The organism is Stenotrophomonas sp. TWI587, from assembly GCF_039674145.1.
GTDB lineage: Bacteria > Pseudomonadota > Gammaproteobacteria > Xanthomonadales > Xanthomonadaceae > Stenotrophomonas > Stenotrophomonas maltophilia_AY.
Genome location: NZ_JBDJMW010000004.1, coordinates 117,127 through 136,576, shown reverse-complemented (window position 1 = coordinate 136,576; position 19,450 = coordinate 117,127). Strand labels below are relative to the sequence as shown.

Annotated in this window: 18 protein-coding genes and 1 riboswitch; of the genes, 12 read left to right on the top strand and 6 right to left on the bottom strand. The window is 67.0% G+C overall.

Annotation, left to right across the window (positions count from 1 at the left end):
- Positions 1–6 precede the first annotated feature (6 nt).
- Positions 7–873 (bottom strand): EamA family transporter, encoded by an 867-nt coding sequence (locus ABE464_RS08225; protein WP_346471544.1) that lies wholly within the window; start codon positions 871–873, stop codon positions 7–9.
- Between the two features lie 56 nt (positions 874–929).
- Between ABE464_RS08225 and ABE464_RS08220 the strand changes: the two genes are divergently transcribed.
- Complete coding sequence (locus ABE464_RS08220) at positions 930–1,604, top strand: CocE/NonD family hydrolase (protein ID WP_346471543.1); 675 nt, start codon at positions 930–932, stop codon at positions 1,602–1,604.
- Positions 1,601–2,701: a cell division protein ZapE gene (gene zapE, locus ABE464_RS08215; RefSeq protein ID WP_102788834.1), complete on the top strand. Its 1,101-nt coding sequence runs from the start codon at positions 1,601–1,603 to the stop codon at positions 2,699–2,701. The genes ABE464_RS08220 and zapE overlap by 4 nt, the downstream gene beginning before the upstream one ends.
- A 57-nt stretch (positions 2,702–2,758) precedes the next feature.
- Here zapE and ABE464_RS08210 read toward each other — a convergent pair whose 3' ends face one another.
- Positions 2,759–3,586 carry a DUF2884 family protein gene (locus ABE464_RS08210; protein WP_346471542.1) on the bottom strand — a complete coding sequence of 276 codons (828 nt, stop codon included), beginning with the start codon at positions 3,584–3,586 and terminating at the stop codon, positions 2,759–2,761.
- A 565-nt stretch (positions 3,587–4,151) separates the two neighbouring features.
- Here ABE464_RS08210 and ABE464_RS08205 point away from each other — a divergent pair.
- The 5 genes from ABE464_RS08205 to ABE464_RS08185 all read left to right on the top strand — a co-directional run bounded on the left by ABE464_RS08205 (position 4,152) and on the right by ABE464_RS08185 (position 10,527).
- Positions 4,152–6,536, top strand: coding sequence for a ribonucleoside-diphosphate reductase subunit alpha (locus ABE464_RS08205; protein ID WP_346471541.1), 2,385 nt, complete (start codon positions 4,152–4,154; stop codon positions 6,534–6,536).
- Between the two features lie 98 nt (positions 6,537–6,634).
- Entirely contained in the window at positions 6,635–7,654 is a 1,020-nt protein-coding gene (locus tag ABE464_RS08200) for a ribonucleotide-diphosphate reductase subunit beta (protein WP_179460508.1), read from the top strand.
- Positions 7,655–8,041: 387 nt separating this feature from the next.
- Complete coding sequence (locus tag ABE464_RS08195; protein ID WP_346471540.1) at positions 8,042–8,455, top strand: acyl-CoA thioesterase; 414 nt, start codon at positions 8,042–8,044, stop codon at positions 8,453–8,455.
- Positions 8,456–8,501: 46 nt separating this feature from the next.
- Positions 8,502–9,320, top strand: a complete 819-nt coding sequence (locus ABE464_RS08190; RefSeq protein WP_346471539.1) for an NAD-dependent protein deacetylase — start codon at positions 8,502–8,504, stop codon at positions 9,318–9,320.
- A 58-nt stretch (positions 9,321–9,378) separates the two neighbouring features.
- The gene (locus ABE464_RS08185) at positions 9,379–10,527 is read left to right on the top strand and encodes an NADH:flavin oxidoreductase/NADH oxidase (RefSeq protein WP_346471538.1); all 1,149 of its coding nucleotides are present in this window, start codon (positions 9,379–9,381) and stop codon (positions 10,525–10,527) included.
- 52 nt (positions 10,528–10,579) lie between these two features.
- Here the strand turns inward: ABE464_RS08185 and ABE464_RS08180 are convergent, their stop codons facing one another.
- Complete coding sequence (locus tag ABE464_RS08180) at positions 10,580–11,512, bottom strand: LysR family transcriptional regulator (RefSeq protein WP_346471537.1); 933 nt, start codon at positions 11,510–11,512, stop codon at positions 10,580–10,582.
- Positions 11,513–11,651: 139 nt separating this feature from the next.
- On the opposite strand from ABE464_RS08180, the gene ABE464_RS08175 reads away from it, so the two are divergent.
- Together ABE464_RS08175 and purU are read left to right on the top strand one after the other, a co-directional pair.
- A complete protein-coding gene (locus ABE464_RS08175) occupies positions 11,652–11,918 on the top strand; it encodes a DUF2798 domain-containing protein (RefSeq protein ID WP_123731102.1) in 267 nt (88 codons plus the stop codon).
- Between the two features lie 77 nt (positions 11,919–11,995).
- Entirely contained in the window at positions 11,996–12,847 is an 852-nt protein-coding gene (purU, locus tag ABE464_RS08170) for a formyltetrahydrofolate deformylase (RefSeq protein ID WP_346471536.1), read from the top strand.
- 58 nt (positions 12,848–12,905) lie between these two features.
- Here purU and pncA read toward each other — a convergent pair whose 3' ends face one another.
- From pncA to metE, 3 genes are all read right to left on the bottom strand, one after another.
- Positions 12,906–13,532, bottom strand: coding sequence for a bifunctional nicotinamidase/pyrazinamidase (pncA, locus tag ABE464_RS08165; RefSeq protein WP_346471535.1), 627 nt, complete (start codon positions 13,530–13,532; stop codon positions 12,906–12,908).
- A 52-nt stretch (positions 13,533–13,584) separates the two neighbouring features.
- Entirely contained in the window at positions 13,585–14,274 is a 690-nt protein-coding gene (locus ABE464_RS08160; RefSeq protein ID WP_346471534.1) for an epoxyqueuosine reductase QueH, read from the bottom strand.
- Positions 14,275–14,344: 70 nt separating this feature from the next.
- Complete coding sequence (gene metE, locus ABE464_RS08155) at positions 14,345–16,642, bottom strand: 5-methyltetrahydropteroyltriglutamate--homocysteine S-methyltransferase (RefSeq protein ID WP_346471533.1); 2,298 nt, start codon at positions 16,640–16,642, stop codon at positions 14,345–14,347.
- 213 nt (positions 16,643–16,855) lie between these two features.
- Positions 16,856–17,089: riboswitch (cobalamin riboswitch) on the bottom strand.
- A 120-nt stretch (positions 17,090–17,209) separates the two neighbouring features.
- Here metE and ABE464_RS08150 point away from each other — a divergent pair.
- The 3 genes from ABE464_RS08150 (at position 17,210) to ABE464_RS08140 (ending at position 19,420) form a co-directional block, all read left to right on the top strand.
- Positions 17,210–17,992, top strand: a complete 783-nt coding sequence (locus ABE464_RS08150; RefSeq protein ID WP_346471532.1) for a hypothetical protein — start codon at positions 17,210–17,212, stop codon at positions 17,990–17,992.
- Positions 17,993–18,062: 70 nt separating this feature from the next.
- Positions 18,063–18,629, top strand: coding sequence for a sigma-70 family RNA polymerase sigma factor (locus tag ABE464_RS08145; protein WP_346471531.1), 567 nt, complete (start codon positions 18,063–18,065; stop codon positions 18,627–18,629).
- Positions 18,626–19,420, top strand: coding sequence for an anti-sigma factor (locus ABE464_RS08140; RefSeq protein ID WP_346471530.1), 795 nt, complete (start codon positions 18,626–18,628; stop codon positions 19,418–19,420). The genes ABE464_RS08145 and ABE464_RS08140 overlap by 4 nt, the downstream gene beginning before the upstream one ends.
- Positions 19,421–19,450: the final 30 nt, after the last annotated feature.

The window sequence follows — 19,450 nt, the reverse complement described above, 5'->3', positions numbered from 1 at the left end:
AGGTGCTCACCACGTCCCCCACGCGATCAACCCGATCGCCACCACGGCCAGCGCCAGGCCCACCCGGTTCCACACACTGGTGCGCTCGCCGAAACCGATGATGCCCACCAGCGCGCCCAGCACCACCACGCCGATGTTCATGCCGGCGAACACCACCGCCGGGCTGTCCGGCAAGTGCTGGTGGGCGCGCACGTAAAACAGGATGTTGCCGAAGTTGAGCGCCCCGAGCAGGGCGCCGCCAACCAGGTTGCGCCACTGCAGGCGGGCAATGCCGCGCAGGTGACGCCATAGCTGCAGGATGAGCATCAGCACGAAGGCCAGGCTGAAACTGACCAGAAGTGCCGCCATCGAAGGCGTACCCGACAACGCCACCTTCTTGAGCAGGATGTCGACCAGGGCGTAGCCCACCCAGACCGCCAGCAGCCACGGCCAGGCCCGCCCGCCAGTGGGTTCGGCCGCGCCGGCGCGCGGGCGAACGCTGATCCCCAGGATCGCCAGCAGGCCCAGCCCCAGGCCGGCCAGCTTCCAGCCGTTGGCGGTCTCGCCGAACACCAGGAACGCAGCCAGCAGCGAAAGCAGCAGCGACAACCGCTGGGCCACATCGCTGCGCACGATCCCGGCGCGGGTCACCGCGCGGGCCATCATCAGGAAGATCGCCGGCAGCGCCACGGCCAGGCAGAGCAGGGCGGCCCACGGCGCATGCGCGGCCTGCAGTGACGCCAGCGAGGGCTGCAGCAGCACCGCGCTGAGCACGCTGGCGACCAGATAATTCCAGGTCACCACCTGCGGCATGTCCAGCCGCTGGCGCGGCGCCAGCTTCAGCAGGACCGAGACCAGCACGCTGCAGAGAACGCTGAAAACCAGAAAGTGCATGTACGGATCCGGCGGGGGCGGCGGTGAAGCACGCGGAGGGACGGTATTATGACGCCATGCACAATCCCCCATTTCCCCAAGAAAGCGGTGCGCTGACGCTGGACGGACCGGTCGGTCCGCTGGATGTCGTGGTTGATCTGCCCGAGGCCGATGTCGCGGTACAGCCGGTGGTGGCGATCGTCTGCCACCCCCTGTCCACCGAGGGCGGCAGCATGCACAACAAGGTGGTGACCATGGCCGCGCGCGCGCTGCGCGACCTGGGCATCGCCACCGTGCGCTTCAACTTCCGCAGCGTCGGCGACTCGGCCGGCACGTTCGACAACGGCGTGGGCGAGCAGGACGACCTCAAGGCCGTCGCCGCCTGGGTCCGTGCACAGCGGCCGGGCCAGGACCTGTGGCTGGCCGGTTTCAGCTTCGGTGCGTACGTCTCGCTGCGCGCGGCGGGCGACCTGCAGCCGACCACGTTGATCTCGATCGCGCCGCCGGCCGGGCGCTGGGACTTCGAGGGCATGCAGCCCCCGGCCCAGTGGCTGGTGATCCAGGGCGAGGAAGACGAGATCGTCGATCCGCAGGCGGTCTATGACTGGCTGGACGGCCTGGACGCACCGCACGAACTGGTGCGCATGCCCGATACCAGCCACTTCTTCCACCGCAAGATCGTCGACCTGCGCGGCGCGCTCATCCATGGCGTCAAGCAGTGGCTGCCCAACCCCGCCCCCGACGCGGCATGAGCGACACCGTGATGACCCCGTCGCAGCGCTACGCCGATGGCGTGGCCCGGGGCGAATGGCAGAACGACCCGGCCCAGCACGCCGCCCTGGCCGAGCTGGACCGCATCCATCTCGCGCTGGTCGACAGCGCGCAGGACGGCTGGCTGGATCGCCTCTCCGCATTCTGGAAGAAGCCCGAGCCGGTCAAGGGCCTGTACTTCTGGGGCGGGGTGGGGCGTGGCAAGACCTTCCTGGTCGATCTGTTCTATGACGGCCTGCCGATCGAACAGAAGTACCGCACGCATTTCCACCGCTTCATGCGCGGCATCCACGAGCGCCTGCGCGAGCACCAGGGGCAGAGCGACCCACTGGCGAAGATCGCCCAGGAGTGGCGCAGCAAGCTGCGCGTGCTGGTGCTGGACGAATTCTTCGTCACCGACATCGGCGATGCGATGCTGCTGGCGCGCCTGCTCGAGCGCATGTTCGCCGAGGGCGTGACCCTGGTGACCACCTCCAACACGGCGGTGGAAAACCTGTACCTCAACGGCCTGCAGCGCGACAGCTTCCTGCCCGCGATCGGGCTGCTGCAGACCTACTGCGTGGAGCTCTACGCCGAAGGCACCGAGGATTACCGCATGCGCGCGCTGACCCGCTCGCCGGTGTACCAGTCGCCGATCGATGCCGGCAGCGATGCCTGGCTGGCCGGGCGCTGGGCCGAGCTCAGCGGTGGGCAGCCGGCCAAGGCGGGCAACATCGAGATCGAAGCGCGCAAGATCCCGGTGCGTGGCCGCGGCAAGAGCATCGTCTGGTTCGATTTCAAGGCGCTGTGCGAAGGCCCGCGTGGCCCCTCGGATTACATCGAGATCGCGCACGAATTCAACACCGTGCTGCTCGGCGACATCCCGCACTTCGACAAACTCAACGAAGATGCCGCGCGCCGCTTCGTCAACCTGATCGACGAGCTGTACGACCGCCACGTCAACCTGGTCTGCACCGCGACCGATTCACCGGTCGGGCTGTATTCGGGCGTCCGGCTGCAGGGCGCGTTCGAACGTACCGCCTCGCGCCTGATCGAAATGCAGAGCGCCGAGTATCTGGGCACCCCGCACCGCGCGTAACTCCACGCTGGGCGTAAATAGGCCGCAATGTAGATCCACGCCATGCGTGGATTCTTTCTAGATCGGCGGCAACACCAACGCGTTCCCGCGCGGCTGTTCGTGCGCGATCGGCGCGGCCGCGTCCTCCTCGCGGTCCATCACCATCATCGCCAGCGGCTTGCCCTGGTAGCGCACCTCCAGCGACTGCTGGATCGCATCCAGCGCCAGCACCTGCGTGCACAGCGACTGGGCCTGTGCCTCCAGCGCCTGCCCCCGTGCCTCCATGCGACGCTCCAGGTCGGCCTCCATCTTCTCGGCGCGGGCCTCGATCCGGCCGGCGCCGCCGGTCAGCATCGTCCACATCACGCCGCGGGCGAGCGAGGCCGACATCGACTCGGCCGCCTGCTCGATGCGCGCCTCGAACTGTTCCCCGAACAGATCCTGCTCCCAGATACCGCGGCCGAGGGTACGGCCGACGTACGCATGGGCATCCTTGCGCAGCCCGTCCACCTCGCGCGCCTTGCGGCGGCTGCCGGTCATGATCTCCACCGTGGCGCCCAGCGCATCGAAGGCGATGTCCGTGGCCTCGCCGGCCACCCCGGCCACGGCAGGCACCAGCTGGCGGGTGCCCCATTCCAGCTGGCGCAGGCGCTGGGCGTCGGCGTCGGCGTCGCTGACCGGGATCGGCTGGCGATCGATGTTCAGCTCGCCATCGTGGAAGAAGATCTCCGCCGGCACCTGCTCGCGGTTGCGCAGCCAGATCCCGCCACTGTCCACCAGCACGTTGTAAGGCGTGCTCACCCCGCACTGGCGCGAGGAGAGCTGCGGGCCTTTGCTCTCGCCCGCCGCGGCGGTACCGGCCACGGTCAGGCCCAACATCAGACAGCCGATCAGGGGCAGGCGCATGGTCGCGTTCATATAAAGGAGGCGTATTGGAGCGTGGCACTCCGGGGCGACCCCGGCGCGGGTCGGAAGTCACCCTGACCGGCGGCCATTCGTTAGGGCTGTGTGAGCGGGCGTTGTTCTGTTTTCGAAGAGGACAATCCGGCCATTTGCCCTTGACTGCGCACTCGCTTTCGACAGGTCCAGACCGTTCGTCGGACGCCTTTCCGGCCCGGTCCTTGCGCCACAAGGGATTAGGGAAATTCACTACATTTGGCGTTGACGACACCTGGTACCCCCACTATCTTGTGGCCGTCGGTCCCGCCGACCACAAGTCGACGGGTGTATCGCCTTCACGCCGATGGCCTGAAGACCTACTGACAACCGCACGCACGTACAGCGTGTGGTGCCGGTCGCACGACTCTCCGGGGGGAGAGGACCGGTGACGCAGGGGAATCCGCCCGCAGGCCTGCCTGCGCTGTCGCGGCTCCTGCGACGCCGCAGGTCCACCCTGTAGATCCGTGCGCCGGTTCGGCCTGCAAGGCAGGCGACGCTGTACCACTTCCAATCACGCCCAGAGGAAAACGCCGTGAGCATCGAAACCAGCACCGACATCGATAAGGAAAGCGAATTCCTGCTGACCTCGCCGCCCACGGCGACCGCCATGAGCGTGACCAAGCGCAATGGCACGACCGAACTGGTGGACCTGAACAAGATCGTGCGCGCTGTGCAGCGCTGCTGCGAAGGTCTGCATGCGGTGGATCCGATGCGCGTGGCGACCCGCACCATCTCCGGCCTGTACAACGGCGCGACCACCCAGGAGCTGGACGAACTGTCCATCCGCACCTCGGCGCTGCTGATCGGTGAAGAACCCGAGTACGGCCGCCTCGCCGCGCGCCTGCTGGCCAACTTCATCGCCAAGGAAGTGTCCGGCCAGGAAATCCATGCGTTCTCGCAGTCGGTCGGCCGCGGCCACGAAGTGGGCCTGATCAACGCGCGCCTGCTCGATTTCGTGCAGATCAACGCCCGCAAGCTCAACGACGCGATCGATCCGTCGCTGGACCTGCATTTCGATTACTTCGGTCTGCGTACCCTGTACGACCGGTACCTGCTGCGTCATCCGCACACCCGCAAGGTGATCGAGACCCCGCAGCAGTTCTTCCTGCGCATCGCCAGCGCGCTGAGCGAAGACGTGCCGGAAACCCTCGCGCTGTACAAGCGCATGGGCAACCTGGATTACCTGCCGTCCAGCCCGACGCTGTTCAACTCCGGCACCACGCATGAGCAGCTGTCCTCGTGCTTCCTGCTGGATTCGCCGCAGGATTCGCTGGAGTCGATCTACGCCAAGTACGGTGATATCGCCCAGCTGTCCAAGTTCAGCGGCGGCATCGGCGTCAGCTACAGCCGCGTGCGTTCGCGTGGTTCGCTGATCAAATCGACCAACGGCCATTCCAACGGCATCGTGCCGTGGCTGAAGACCATGGATTCGTCCGTGGCGGCGGTGAACCAGGGCGGCAAGCGCAAGGGCGCGGCCTGTGTGTACCTGGAAACCTGGCACGCCGACGTCGAGGACTTCCTCGAACTGCGTGACAACACCGGTGACGAATCGCGCCGTGCGCATAACCTGAACCTGGCCAACTGGGTGCCGGACCTGTTCATGCAGCGGGTGGAGGCCGACCAGGAATGGTCGCTGTTCGATCCGAGCGTGGTGCCTGAGTTCACCGATCTGTTCGGTGAAGCCTTCGAGCAGGCCTACCTGCAGGCCGAAGCCCAGGGCAAGGCCCAGCGCACGATCTCCGCGCGCAAGCTGTACTCGCGGATGATGCGTACCCTGGCCGAGACCGGCAACGGCTGGATGACGTTCAAGGACAAGTGCAACCGCGCCAGCAACCAGACCCTGCGTCCGGGCAACGTGATCCACCTGTCCAACCTGTGCACCGAAATCCTGGAAATCACCTCGGCCGAAGAGACCGCGGTGTGCAACCTGGGCTCGATCAACCTGGGCAATCATTTCGACGGCCACGGCGAGTTCGATTTCGACAAGCTGGCCGACACCGTGCGCCTGGCCGTGCGTCAGCTCGACCGCGTGATCGACCTGAACTTCTACCCGATCGAAACCGCCCGCCGCGGCAACCTGCGCTGGCGTCCGGTCGGCCTGGGCTGCATGGGCCTGCAGGACGTGTTCTTCCGCAAGCGTTTGGCCTTTGACAGTGCCGAAGCCCGCGCGCTGTCCAAGCAGATCGCCGAGACGATCTACTTCCACGCGCTGGAAACCTCGTGCGAGCTGGCCCAGGAACGCGGCAAGCACCCGTCCTTCGCCGATACCCGTGCGGCCAGCGGCGAGCTGCAGTTCGATGCCTGGAACGTGGTGCCCGAAGACACCGCGCGTTGGGACGCCCTGCGTGAGCGCATCAAGGAACACGGCCTGCGCAACTCGCTGCTGATTGCCATCGCCCCGACCGCGACGATCGCCTCGATCGCCGGTTGCTACGAGTGCGTCGAGCCGCAGGTGTCCAACCTGTTCAAGCGCGAAACGCTGTCCGGCGACTTCCTGCAGGTCAACCGTTACCTGGTGAACGAGCTGAAGAAGCTCGGCCACTGGACCCCGGAAATGCGCGACGCGATCAAGCTGGCCGAAGGCTCGATCCAGGGCATCACCCAGATCCCGGAAACGCTGCGCCACGTGTACCGCACCGCCTGGGAACTGCCGATGCGTTCGCTGATCGACATGGCCGCCGACCGCGGCGCGTTCATCGACCAGTCCGCATCGCTCAACCTGTTCATGGAAAGCCCGAACATCGGCGCGATGTCTTCCATGTACATGTATGCCTGGAAGCAGGGCATCAAGACCACGTACTACCTGCGTTCGCGCCCGGCGACCAAGATCGCCAAGACGACCGTCAGCAGCTACACCCCGGTCGAAGCCGTCGCCTGCTCGCTGGAAAACCCGGAAAGCTGCGAGGCGTGCCAGTAAACAAGGCGTGCCGGCCCACCGAGCCGCCACCGCTGGAAAATCACACATTCGGTAGCTGCCGACCGTTGGTCGGTAGTCGCCAAGAAGGACGAAACACCATGGCCGACAAGCCCAGCCAAATGCTGCTCGATCCAGGTTTCGAACTGACGTTGCGCCCGATGCGCTACCCGCAGTTCTATGACATGTATCGCAACGCGATCAAGAACACCTGGACGGTCGAGGAAATCAACTTCCAGATCGACATCAGCGACCTGCACGGCAAGATGTCGCCGGGCGAGCGCCACCTGATCCACCGCCTGGTCGCGTTCTTCGCCACCGGCGATTCGATCGTGTCCAACAATCTGGTGCTGAACCTGTATCAGCATCTGAATGCGCCGGAAGCGCGCATGTACCTGTCGCGCCAGCTGTACGAAGAAGCGCTGCACGTGCAGTTCTACCTGACCCTGCTCGACAACTACCTGCCGGATCCGGACGAGCGCGCCAAGGCGTTCGACGCGGTGGAGAACATCGATTCGATCAAGAAGAAGGCGGACTTCTGCTTCAAGTGGATTGATTCGATCCAGAACCTGAAGCGCATCGAGACCCGTGACGAGCGTCGCCAGTTCCTGCTCAACCAGATCTGCTTCGCGGCGTGCATCGAGGGCCTGTTCTTCTTCGCGGCCTTTGCCTACGTCTACTACTTCCGTTCGCGCGGTCTGCTCAACGGTCTGGCCTCGGGCACCAACTGGGTGTTCCGCGACGAGAGCGCGCACATGGAGTTCGCGTTCGAGTGCGTGGACGTGATCCGCGAGGAAGAGCCGGACCTGTTCGACGATGCGATGAAGCAGCAGGTGTACGACATGCTGGCCGAGGCGATCGAGTGCGAGGTGCAGTTCGCCGAGGACGTGCTGTCCGGTGGTGTGGCGGGCATTTCGACGCGTGACATGCGCCAGTATCTGCAGCATTGCGCGGACAATCATTTCCATCGCCTGGGCATGGAGAAGAAGTACAACGTGCGCAATCCGCTGAGCTTCATGGAGCTGCAGGATGTGCAGGAGTTGACGAACTTCTTCGAGCGTCGTTCGTCGGCCTACCAGGTGGGCGTGAAGGGCGAAGTGTCGTTCGATATGTCGTTCTGATCTGACGCTTACGTCGTGATGTCGAAAAGCCCCGGACATGTTCCGGGGCTTTTTGTTTGCGCTCTGCTTGCTTGAGCGTTGAAGCGTTGAGGCAACAGCGTTGGCGTCCGGATGCTGCGAGTAGAAGTGACCCGGGCAGGCGAATGCTGGACCCGCCGTAAATACGTCCGTGTAGGCTCGTGGGCCGCCTCCATGCGGCCCAACGGTCCTGCATTCGCCTGCCCGGGTCACTTCCCATGGATCTTCCATTGCGGTTGGAAAGGCGGTTGCTACCAACGCGCCATGGCCATCAGTGCAGCCCTTGGTATCGCCAAGAACGCTCTACGCGACCCTCAACCACCCCCTGTCGTATCATCCGCGCCATCCCACAGCATTCCCGGCCCCGCCATGACTCCCATCCCCGAAACCGTCCCGCCCATCGAAGTCCGCATGGCCGAGATCGTGTTCCCCAACCACACCAATCACCTGGGCACCCTGTTCGGTGGCCAGGCACTGGCATGGATGGACAAGGCGGCGTTCCTGGCCGCGGCCCGCTACTCGCGCCGCACGGTGGTCACCGCGCGCTCGGACCAGGTCGATTTCAAGCTGCCGATCCGTATCGGCCAGATGGTGGAGACCGTCGGCCGCATCGTCGAAGTGGGCCGCAGCTCGATGAAGGTGGAGGTCGAGCTGATTGCCGAAGACCTCCACACCGGTGAGCGCAAGCTCTGCACGCGCGGGCACTTCGTGATGATCGCGCTGGATGCCGACGGCCACCCGACCAGCGTCCCGTCGCTGCCGGGTGACATCCCGGGTCCGTAAGCGGACCGCGATTGCCTCTTCGCGCCTGCGCCCCCATCTGCTGATCATGAGCACACCCCTCGCCGAGTTCATCGACCGCGCTCAGCGCCTGTTCGTGCTGACCGGCGCGGGCTGCAGCACCGATTCGGGCATCCCGGATTACCGCGATGCCGATGGCCAGTGGAAGCGCAGCCCGCCTGTCACCTACCAGGCCTTCATGGGTGAGCTGGCCACGCGCCAGCGCTACTGGGCGCGCAGCATGCTGGGCTGGCCCCGGTTCGGCTGGGCCCAGCCGAACGGCACGCATGCCGCGCTCGCCGCACTGGAAGCCCGGGGTAAGGTCGAGCTGCTGCTCACCCAGAATGTCGACCGTCTGCATCAGCGGGCGGGCAGCGAGGCGGTGATCGATCTGCACGGGCGGCTGGACCAGGTGCGCTGCATGGGCTGCGAGGCACGCACCCCGCGCGAGGCATTCCAGCACCGGCTGCTGGCGCTCAACCCCGGCTGGGAGCATCTGGAGGCCGGCCAGGCGCCCGACGGCGATGCCGATCTGGAGATGGATTTCTCCGCCTTCCAGGTGCCGGCCTGCCCGGCCTGCGGCGGCGTGCTCAAGCCGGACGTGGTGTTCTTCGGTGAAAGCGTGCCGCGCGAGCGGGTCGCCACCGTCCACGACCATCTGCAGCGGGCCGATGCGGTGCTGGTGGTGGGCTCCTCGCTGATGGTCTATTCCGGATTCCGCTTCGTGCAGGCGGCCGCGCAGGCCGGGGTGCCGATCGCTGCGCTCAACCGTGGCCTCACCCGCGCCGACGCGCTGCTGAGCCTGAAAGTCGACCAATCCTGCGCCGAGGCACTGGCCTTCCTGCTGCCGGGAACCGCCGCCGCCTGAGCCGCTGCGAAATACTGATCCACTGGCACGGTTGCCTCCGCCGCCGCACAGGAGTGCAATGGCGCCCGGTTACATTTTCCTCATCCCGAGTTCCCCCTTGAGCCAGCTCTTCTCCTCCATCTCCTTCGGTCCACTGACCCTGCCCAACCGCATCGTGATCGCGCCGATGTGCCAGTACTCCTGCACCGACGGCCTTGCCAATGACTGGCACCGCATCCACCTGGGGCAGCTGTCGCAGTCCGGTGCCGGCCTGCTGATCCTGGAAGCCACCGCTGTGCTGCCGGAAGGCCGTATCAGCTGGGCCGATCTGGGCCTGTGGGATGACGCCACCGAAGCCGCGCTGGCCTCGGTCGTGGCCTCGGTCAAGCAGTGGTCGCCGATGCCGCTCGGTGTGCAGCTGGCGCATGCCGGCCGCAAGGCGTCGGTCAACAAGCCGTGGGAAGGCGGCGGCGCGATGGACCCGTCCGATCCGCGCGCCTGGCCCACGGTCGCGCCGTCCGCGCTGCCGTTCGCCAAGACCGATCCCACGCCGACCGAACTGGATCTGGCCGGCATCGATGCCGTGGTGGAGGCCTTCGCGGCCGCCGCCCGTCGCGCTGAGCGCGTCGGCATGGACCTGATCGAACTGCACGCCGCGCACGGTTACCTGTTGCACCAGTTCCTGTCGCCGCTGAGCAACCGCCGCGAGGACGACTACGGTGGTTCGCTGGAAAACCGCATGCGTCTGCTGGTGCGCGTGTTCGATGCGGTGCGCGAGGCCGTCTCCGATCGCATCGCGGTGGGTGTGCGCATCTCCGCCAGCGACTGGGTGGCCGGCGGCTGGGATATCGAACAGACCACGACCCTGGCGCACGTGCTGGATGCGCGTGGTTGCCAGTTCCTGCACGTCTCCAGCGGTGGCAACGACCCGCGCCAGCAGATTCCGCTGTCGCCGGGCTACCAGGTGCCGTTCGCGCAGGCGATCAAGGCGCACAAGCTGCGCATGCCGGTCATCGCCGTGGGCCTGATCACCGAGCCTTCGCAGGCCGAATCGATCCTGCGCCATGGCCATGCCGATGCGATCGCGCTGGCCCGCGGCATCCTCTACGACCCGCGCTGGCCGTGGCACGCCGCCGCGGCACTGGGCGATTCGGTCGCCCCGGCACCGCAGTACCTGCGCTGCGAACCGCGCGAAGCCCGCGGCGTGTTCATCGCGCCGGAGCGCTGACACGCTGAAGGGGGTGCCGGCCGCTGGCCGGCATCCCGGGTGCCCCCTGCACTCAGCCGACGTCCACCCGCCACGCTGGCGGCAGACCCTCGATGATGTGCTGCATCAGCGCCCGCACCTTCGGCGTCAGATCGCGGCGATCGCTGACGCACAGGAACAACCGCATCGGTTCCGGTGAGGCCTGGGTGCACTGCGCATCGCCGGGTTCGAACAACGCCTGCAGTTCGCCGCGCGCGAGATAGGGCGCGGCCACGAACGCTGCCAGGCGAGTGATGCCGCCACCGGCCACCGCCATCGCGGCCAGGGCGTCGATGTCATCACTGGCCAGTGCCGGGGTCACCTCGGCATCGAAGCGCATGCCGTCCCGCACGAAGCCCCAGCGCAGGTAGCGGCCGTCCAGCGGATAGCGGAACAGCAGGCAGCGATGCTCGCGCAGCGCCTCTGGCGTGAGCGGGATGCCGGCACGCGCGAGATACGACGGTGCCGCGCAGACCACGAACGGCACCTGCGCGATGGGCCGTGCGACCAGGTCTTCTTCCAGCTGCGGTTCGATGCGGATGCTGACGTCCACGTCTTCATGCGCATGGTCGACGCTGCGGTCGGCCAGCAGTAGTTCGATCGCCAGCCGTGGATAGCGTGCCTGCAATGCGGGCATCAGCGGCGCCAGCACATGACGGCCGAAAGCCGCGCTGCTGGCAATGCGCAGCCGGCCTTCGGGCGTGGCATCCAGATCGGTCACGGCGGCCTGTGCCCGCTGCAGGTCACGCTCGATGTGGCGCACCTGGGCGAGATAGACCGCGCCGCGCTCGGTCAGCGCGAGCTGGCGGGTGGTGCGGTTGAGCAGGCGCACGCCGAGGTGGGCTTCGAGCCGGGCGATATTCTGCCCGACCGCGGCGGGGCTGATGCCCAGCGTGCGCGCGGCCGCGGCCAGGCTGCCGGCATCGGCGGTGCGGATGAAACTGCGGATTGACTGGAGAATGTTCATGCTGAAGGCCATTTTCCATGGTCATTGCAAAGAATTGCTTTATAAAGCGCCAAGCCGGCGCGGTCTACCGGGCCGTCCGGGCGCTGGCTATCGTGCCGGTCCCGCAACCGCTGGTTGCCTGATCAAAGGAACCCTACGCATGACCGCTCCCCAGGCTGTGGCGATGCGCCGCTGGAAGCTCGGCGCCCGCGCTACCCCATTCGTGTTCGCCTTCTTCATGGCCTCGATCATGGCCATGCTGATGTGCCTGGTGATCACCGCCGCCAATGCCGGCGTGGGCGCGGACTACCCCGCGCGCGTGCTTGGCGCCTACCAGTTGGCGATGCCGACGGCGTTCTGTTGCGTGCTCATGGTGCGCCCGGTGGTGATGCGGCTGGTGGCGTGGACGGTGCATCCGCCGCGGTAACGCGGATGGCCGTGCCGAATGGTTGCAGTTGAGAGCAACCGTGCCGCGGATCCGGGCGCTCCTTTACACTTGAAAGGATGCGCCCCGATTCCATCCTCACCCTCTCATGCCCGGACCGTACCGGGATCGTCTACCGTGTGTCCGGCCTGCTGTTCGAGCTGGGCTGCAACATTCTCGATGCCCAGCAGTTCGGCGACGACGAGAGTGGCCGGTTCTTCCTGCGCGTGCATTTCGACCGTGCCGCCGAGCAGTCATTGGGCGACGTGGAAGCGCGCATGGCCACGCTGGCCGCCGAGTTCGGCATGGACTGGCAGCTGCATGATGCCCGCCGCCGCGCGCGCCTGCTGGTGCTGGTCAGCAAGCAGGGGCATTGCCTCAATGACCTGCTGTTCCGTGCGCACAGCCGGCAGCTGCAGGTGGACATCGCGGCGGTGGCCTCCAACCATGACGACTTCGCTGCGTTGGCCGGTTCGTACGGGGTGCCGTTCCATCACCTGCCGGTCAACGCCGACAACCGCGCCGTGCAGGAGCAGCAGATCATCGATCTGGTCGAGCGCGAGCAGATCGATCTGGTGGTGCTGGCCCGCTACATGCAGATTCTGTCGCCGCGGCTGTGCGAAGCGCTGGCCGAGCGGGCGATCAACATCCACCACAGCTTCCTGCCCAGCTTCAAAGGCGCGCAGCCGTATCACCAGGCGCACGCGCGCGGGGTCAAGATCATCGGCGCCACCGCACACTACGTAACCCCGGATCTGGACGAGGGCCCGATCATCGAGCAGGACGTGGCGCGCGTGGATCACGCGATGACGCCGCGCGATCTGGTGCGGTTGGGCAGCGACACCGAATCGCAGGTGCTGGCGCGCGCGGTACGCCGGCATGTAGAGCACCGCATCCTGCGCAACGGGCATCGCACCGTCGTATTCCGCTGACCGGTAGGTACCCACCGTTGGTGGGTACGTCGTTCCGGCCGGCGCCCGGGCTCGCCCGTCAGATCACCGCGATCTTCGCCTTGGCCAACGCTTCGCGCACCATGCCGTCATTGGCCTCGGTCACCGGTCGGGTCAGGTCCCAGTGGAACTTGACCCGGAAGCCGGATTTCACCGCGTCCTGCGCGCTCCAGAGCACGCAGTAGTCGCGCGCCAGGCCGCACACGTGCACCTCGCGGATGCCGCGTTCGTGCAGCCAGCCGGCCAGACCGGTCGCGGGGCGGGTGCCGTCAGGGCCATGGTTCTCACGGAATGCACTGTACGAATCCACCGCGCGGCGGGTGCCCTTGCGCAGGATCAGGTCGGCCACCGTCCAGTCCACGCCCGGGTGCAGCACCGCACCGTCACTGCCTTGTACGCAGTGGTCCGGCCACAGGGTCTGCGGCTGGGCGTGCAGCAGGATCGCTTCGAACGGGAGATGCCCCGGGTGCTGGCTGGCGAAGGAGGCGTGGTCGGCCGGGTGCCAGTCCTGGGTCGCCACCACGGTGGCGTACCGGCGTTCGGCGAGCAGGGCGGCAATGTCGGGCACGATCGCATCGCCGTCCACGCAGGCCAGTGCGCCACCGGGCATGAAGTCCGGCTGCAGGTCGATCACGACCAACGCGACATCGGCGGGGTAACGGCTCATGGCGGCTTCACGGCGGTGGGGGCGCCCAGTCTAGCCGACGCCCCCGCAACGGTCAGTCGGCGTCGCCCTGCTTCGAGGTCCCGTCGCCGTAGTACAGCACGCCCAGCTTGATCCGCTCGCGGCCGGTCTCGCGGCGGTGGCGGTTGGCGTCGCGCAGCGAGTACACGCAGCCGCAGTATTCCTGCTGATAGAACTGCTCGCGCTTGCTGATCTCCACCATCCGTGCGGCACCGCCGCCCTTGCGCCAGTTGTAGTCCCAATACTGGATGCCCGGGTAGTGCGCGGCGGCGCGGTGGCCGCAGTCGTTGATCTGGTTCATGTCCTTCCAGCGTGAGATGCCCAGCGAGCTGCTGATCACCGCAAAGCCGTTCTCGTGCGCATACAGGGCAGTGCGCACGAAGCGCATGTCGAAGCACATCGTGCAGCGGATGCCGCGTTCGGGTTCGTTCTCCATGCCGCGCGCACGCGAGAACCAGGTGTCGGTGTCGTAGTCGGCGTCGACGAACGGGACGCCATGTTTCTCGGCGAAGCGGATGTTCTCCTGCTTGCGCAGTTCGTACTCCTTCACCGGGTGGATGTTGGGGTTGTAGAAGAAGATCGTGTAGTCGATGCCGGAGGCGGTGATCGCCTCCATGACCTCGCCCGAGCACGGCGCGCAGCACGAATGCAGCAGCAGTCGGGTGTGTCCGTCGGGCAGGGACAGGGTGGGGCGGTCGATGGGTGTCAGGTGGGTCGGGGTCATGCGTCTCTCGTCGACCCCACCGCCGGCAACGGCGGCGATGGGGTCCTTGGGGCGGTCTACAAAGGGAAGATCAGGCGGCGTTGGCGTCCGCGGTTTCCTCGCGCAGTTCGCGCGCGGCGGCCACCAGCGCTTCCAGCGCGGCACGGGTTTCCGGCCAGCCACGGGTCTTCAGGCCGCAATCCGGGTTGACCCAGATCTGCTCGGGACGCAGCACTTCGGCGGCCTTGCGCAGCAGCGCCAGCATCTCGGCCTTGTCCGGCACGCGCGGGGAGTGGATGTCGTAGACGCCCGGGCCGATCTCGTTGGGATACTGGAAGCGCACGAAGGCATCCAGCAGCTCCATGCGCGAGCGCGAGGTTTCGATCGAGATCACGTCCGCGTCCATCGCAGCCACCGAGTGGATGATGTCGTTGAACTCGGAATAGCACATGTGGGTGTGGATCTGGGTCGCATCGCGCACGCCGCTGGCACTGATCCGGAACGCTTCCACCGCCCAGTCCAGATACTCGCGCCACTGCGCGCGGCGCAGCGGCAGGCCTTCACGGATCGCCGGCTCGTCGATCTGGATCACGCCGATCCCGGCCGCTTCCAGATCGGTCACTTCATCGCGCAGCGCCAGCGCGATCTGGCGGCAGGTGTCCGCCCGCGATTGGTCATCGCGCACGAACGACCACTGCAGCACCGTCACCGGGCCGGTCAGCATGCCCTTCATCGGCCGCTGGGTGAGTGACTGCGCGTACTGTGACCAGCGCACCGTCATCGGCTGCGGACGGGTCACATCGCCGAAGATCACCGGCGGCTTCACGCAGCGCGAGCCGTAGCTCTGCACCCAGCCGTTCTTGGTGAACGCAAAGCCATCGAGCTGTTCGCCGAAGTACTCCACCATGTCGTTGCGCTCGAACTCGCCGTGCACCAGCACGTCCAGCCCGATCTGCTCCTGCACGCGCACGCAGTGCTCGGTCTGGGTGGCCAGGAACGCATCGTAGTCCGCATCGGAGAGCTTGCCGGACTTGTTGCGGGCGCGGGCCTCACGCACCTCCAGCGTCTGCGGGAACGAACCGATCGTGGTGGTCGGGAAGCGCGGCAGCTTCAGCGCGGCGGCCTGGGCCAGGTGGCGTTGCGGGTAGCGGCTGTGGCGCTGTGCATCGGCCGGGGTCAGCGCGGAAAGACGCGCGGCGACGGCCGGGTTGTGCACGCGCGGCGAACGACGGCGCGATTCGATGCACGCACGCGAGTGGGCCAGTGGTGCTTCGGCACGCGCCGGTGCATCGATCGCGTCGGCCAGTACGCGCAGCTCGCCGAGCTTCTGCCTGGAGAAGGCCAGCCAGCTGCGCAGTTCGTCATCGAGCTTCTTTTCGTGGTCCAGATCGACCGGGCTATGCAGCAGCGAACACGATGGCGCCAGCCACAGCGCATCGCTGCCGACATGACCGTGTGCGTAACGCGCCAGCACCAGGGCGTTGTCCAGGTGGGTGCGCCAGATGTTGCGGCCGTTGACCAGTCCGGCCGACAGCACGCGACCGGCGGGCAGCGCCTTGATCACCGCATCGAGCTGTTCCGGCGCGCGGACAAGATCCACATGCAGACCATCGACCGGCAGCGAGGCGGCCAGCGCGAGGTTGTCTTCCAGCGCACCAAAATACGTCGCCACCAGCACCTTGGGGCGGGCAGCCTGGGCCAGCACCGCATAGGCATGCTCGAAGGCAGCACGTGTGGCCTCGTCCAGGTCCTGCACCAGCAGCGGCTCGTCCAGCTGCACCCACGCCGCGCCGGCAGCCTTGAGTTCGCCGAGCAGCTGCACGTACACCGGCAGCAGCGCATCGAGCAGGTCCAGCGCGTTGCTGCCGTCGGTGGTCTTGGACAGCCGCAGGAAGGTCACCGGGCCGATCAGTACCGGACGGGTCTCGATCCCGAGCGCCTTGGCCTGGCGGTACTCGGCCAGCGGCTTGTCGCCGCGCACCGCGAAGGTCTGGCCGGCATGTAGTTCGGGCACCAGGTAGTGGTAGTTGGTGTCGAACCACTTGGTCATTTCCAGCGCATGCAGGTCGATGCCATCGCGCTGCAGGCCACGCGCCATCGCGAAGTAGCCGCTCAGCGGCTCGGCATCGGCGAGCGCGCGGTAGCGGGTCGGGATAGCATCGAACAGGAAGGCCGCATCCAGCACCTGGTCGTACAGGCTGAAGTCGTTGCTCGGCGGCACATCCACGCCGGCCTCGCGCTGCAGCTGCCAGTGGCGTTCACGCAGCTCGGCCGCGGTGTCCTGCAGCGACGCGGCGGTGCTTTCGCCGGACCAGAAGGCTTCGAGCGCGCGCTTGAGTTCGCGCTTGGCGCCGATGCGTGGAAAACCCAGGTTGGTAACAGTGGTCATTGGAACGTGTCCTCATTGCGTAGGGGCATTGAGGAACGAAGGAACCGCGCGCCGTCCGGGGCCTTGCAGCCCGTTCCGCCCCGCCAGCGACCTTCGCCCCCGCGGGCGAACCGGATGCCGTGAAGCGGACGCACGGGGGCAGCGCCAGGCAGGCGGCATGGCGGCAGGCCCCGGCAACCTCCCCGCGGACGTTCCAGGTCGAATCGGAGGACGGTCATGTCCTCCGGCCGGGGCCGGTATTCGGGCTGATGGACACGGGCGCGAACGCCCACCTAGTACCTGCCGCTTCCCAGGCGCTAAGGCCCAGTGCTGTTGGCAGGAGTCGTTTCCATTCACCGCTGCGGGGCAGCTCCGGAATGGGCGCGGGATGCGCCTTCACCGGATTCCCGTTTAAATCCATCCCTTCATCTGCATGAAGCGATGGATACCTTCGGCGAGCACAAGGTAGGCCGACTTGAGGCGTCGGTCAAGGGGAGCAGGCGGAGGTGCGCGCTCGATCTGTTCCCCACTGCATCCAAACCACTGCCAACTGCGTATCTCCCTGCAAGCCCGCCCGTTTGGACTCCCATGCGCCAGCCCTTGTCCTGCCTGTTCCTGCTGCTGTCGGTGATCGCCGCCCCCGTAGGTGCCGCCGATCAGACCGTGCAGCGCCAGGAAGGCCGCGCGTACGCTACCGCCGATGGGCGCCTGCTCTACCGCGAGACCCATTGGCTGCAGGGGCCGGCAAGCGCCCAGTCGCGGTTGGTGCTGTACCGCTGCAGCGACGGTCGCCCCTTCGCGCGCAAGTGGATGACCCCGCAGGGCAGCCCGCAGACGCCGGATTTCACCCTGGACGATGGCCGCGATGGCTATCAGGAAGGCGTGCGCGGCGGTGCCGCCACCCGCCAGGTATCGGTCCGCGCCAGCGCGCAGGCACCGACGTTCAGCCGCGCGATCGCGGTTCCGCCGGGCGCGGTGGTGGATGCCGGTTTCGACGCGGCGGTGCGCAGCCATTGGGCTGCGTTGCAGGCCGGTCAGAGCGTGGCGTTCCAGTTCCTGCTGCCCAGCCGTCAGCGCCTGGTGCCACTGAAACTGCAACGCACCGGCGCGGTGACGTGGCAGGGTCAACCGGCCGAGCAGCTGCAGATGAAGCTCGATGCGTGGTTCGGTTTCGCGGTGCCCCCGGTCACCTTGGTCTATGCCACTGCGGACCAGCGGCTGCTGCAGTTCACCGGCACCGGCAACGTGCGCGATGAGAAGGGCAAGTACCCGCAGGTGCGGGTCGAGTTTCCGGCGGCTCCCGTTGCCACGCCTGCGGCCGAGTTGTCCGCCGCGCGTACGCAGCCGCTGGTGAAGACATGCGGTGCCTGAGCGCCCCCTTGCAGGCAGCGGCGGGAGCAGGGAGGATGCCGATACGCCCGTTATCGACATTGAGCCTGCAATGCCCGAGCTGGACGCCGCCGCTGCCGCATCACACCGTCTGGACGAGCTGCTCGTCCGCGTCGCCGGCGGTGATCGCCAGGCGTTCGAATCGGTCTACCAATTGTCATCGGGACGCTTGTTCGCCATCTGCCTGCATGTGCTGCGCGACCGCGGCGATGCCGAAGAGGTGCTGCAGGACGTCTTCACCACGGTCTGGAACAAGGCGGCACAGTTCGACCGCGCCAAGGCGGCGGCCATGACCTGGCTGTCGATGATGGCCCGCAACCGCTCGATCGACCGCCTGCGGGCCGCGCCGCCGCGCGCGCTGGATGACCTCTCCGTGGCGGAGGAGATTCCCGATTTCGCCCCACAGCCTGCGCATGCCGCCGAGCAGGCCTCCGACCACGAGCGCCTGCAGGACTGTCTGGAGCGCCTGGAACCGCGCCGTCGATCCTTGATCCGGCTGGCCTTCCTCGATGGTGCGAGCTATGAAGAACTCGCGCGCCGCATTGGTTCGCCGCTGGGCTCGGTGAAGAGCTGGATCCGCCGCGGGCTGGGTCAACTGCGGGTGTGCCTGGAACGATGAACGTTCGCGACCTCCACGATCTGCATGACGACGGCGAGCCGCCGAGCGCCGACATCCTGGCCGGCGAATACGTGCTGGGGGTGCTTGATGCCGCCCAACGTATCGACGTGGAACGCCGCCTCGCCGGCGATCCCGGCTTTGCGCGGTTGGTGACGCAATGGGAGAACCGCCTCGCGCCGTTGCTTGAATCGTTTGGCAGTGAAGCGGTGCCTGCGCATCTGTGGCCCCGCATCCGCACCTCGCTCGGCTGGCCCGCAGCAACGATCGCCTCGCCCCGGGTCTGGCAGCGCACCGGCTTCTGGCAGGGCATGACCGCGCTGGCCGCCGCGCTGGCCCTGGTGGCGGTGTTCAGTCGGCGCGATCTGGAGCCCACCGCACCTGCGCCGACGCCGGTGGCGGTCACGCCGATCGCGCCGACCCCACCGACGCTCCCGGCCGAGCCGGAGCAGGCTACCAAGCCGGTCACACCGCTGTTGCACGACGATGGCACGCCCGGGTGGCTGGCCTCCGTCGACAGGGCCCAGGGCAAGGTGCTGATGGTGCCGGTACCTGCTGCCGCTGATGCGGCAGGCCGTGCACCGGAGCTGTGGCTGATCCCGGCCGGCGGCGCGCCGCGCTCGCTGGGTCTGGTGTCGATCGATCGCGCCCATACCGTTGCCGTGCCGGACTCGCTGCGTGATGCCCTCGTGAATGGCTCGGTGCTGGCGATCACCTTGGAACCGTCAAGCGGTGCGCCGCAGGGGATTCCGACCGGCCCGATCATCGCCAAGGGCGACATCGCCAACCTGTAATCGCACGCGTCCGCGGTTTTTTTCCGGATC

Coding starts and splice junctions, on each gene's coding strand:
- pncA (WP_346471535.1), bottom strand. CDS start 13,532: ATGAGCCGTTACCCCGCCGATGTCGCGTTGGTCGTGATCGACCTGCAG.
- ABE464_RS08190 (WP_346471539.1), top strand. CDS start 8,502: ATGAGCACACCCCTCGCCGAGTTCATCGACCGCGCTCAGCGCCTGTTC.
- ABE464_RS08175 (WP_123731102.1), top strand. CDS start 11,652: ATGACCGCTCCCCAGGCTGTGGCGATGCGCCGCTGGAAGCTCGGCGCC.
- ABE464_RS08145 (WP_346471531.1), top strand. CDS start 18,063: ATGCCCGAGCTGGACGCCGCCGCTGCCGCATCACACCGTCTGGACGAG.
- zapE (WP_102788834.1), top strand. CDS start 1,601: ATGAGCGACACCGTGATGACCCCGTCGCAGCGCTACGCCGATGGCGTG.
- ABE464_RS08185 (WP_346471538.1), top strand. CDS start 9,379: ATGGCGCCCGGTTACATTTTCCTCATCCCGAGTTCCCCCTTGAGCCAG.
- metE (WP_346471533.1), bottom strand. CDS start 16,642: ATGACCACTGTTACCAACCTGGGTTTTCCACGCATCGGCGCCAAGCGC.
- ABE464_RS08220 (WP_346471543.1), top strand. CDS start 930: ATGCACAATCCCCCATTTCCCCAAGAAAGCGGTGCGCTGACGCTGGAC.
- ABE464_RS08225 (WP_346471544.1), bottom strand. CDS start 873: ATGCACTTTCTGGTTTTCAGCGTTCTCTGCAGCGTGCTGGTCTCGGTC.
- ABE464_RS08180 (WP_346471537.1), bottom strand. CDS start 11,512: ATGAACATTCTCCAGTCAATCCGCAGTTTCATCCGCACCGCCGATGCC.
- ABE464_RS08150 (WP_346471532.1), top strand. CDS start 17,210: ATGCGCCAGCCCTTGTCCTGCCTGTTCCTGCTGCTGTCGGTGATCGCC.
- ABE464_RS08195 (WP_346471540.1), top strand. CDS start 8,042: ATGACTCCCATCCCCGAAACCGTCCCGCCCATCGAAGTCCGCATGGCC.
- ABE464_RS08200 (WP_179460508.1), top strand. CDS start 6,635: ATGGCCGACAAGCCCAGCCAAATGCTGCTCGATCCAGGTTTCGAACTG.
- ABE464_RS08210 (WP_346471542.1), bottom strand. CDS start 3,586: ATGCGCCTGCCCCTGATCGGCTGTCTGATGTTGGGCCTGACCGTGGCC.
- ABE464_RS08160 (WP_346471534.1), bottom strand. CDS start 14,274: ATGACCCCGACCCACCTGACACCCATCGACCGCCCCACCCTGTCCCTG.
- ABE464_RS08140 (WP_346471530.1), top strand. CDS start 18,626: ATGAACGTTCGCGACCTCCACGATCTGCATGACGACGGCGAGCCGCCG.
- purU (WP_346471536.1), top strand. CDS start 11,996: ATGCGCCCCGATTCCATCCTCACCCTCTCATGCCCGGACCGTACCGGG.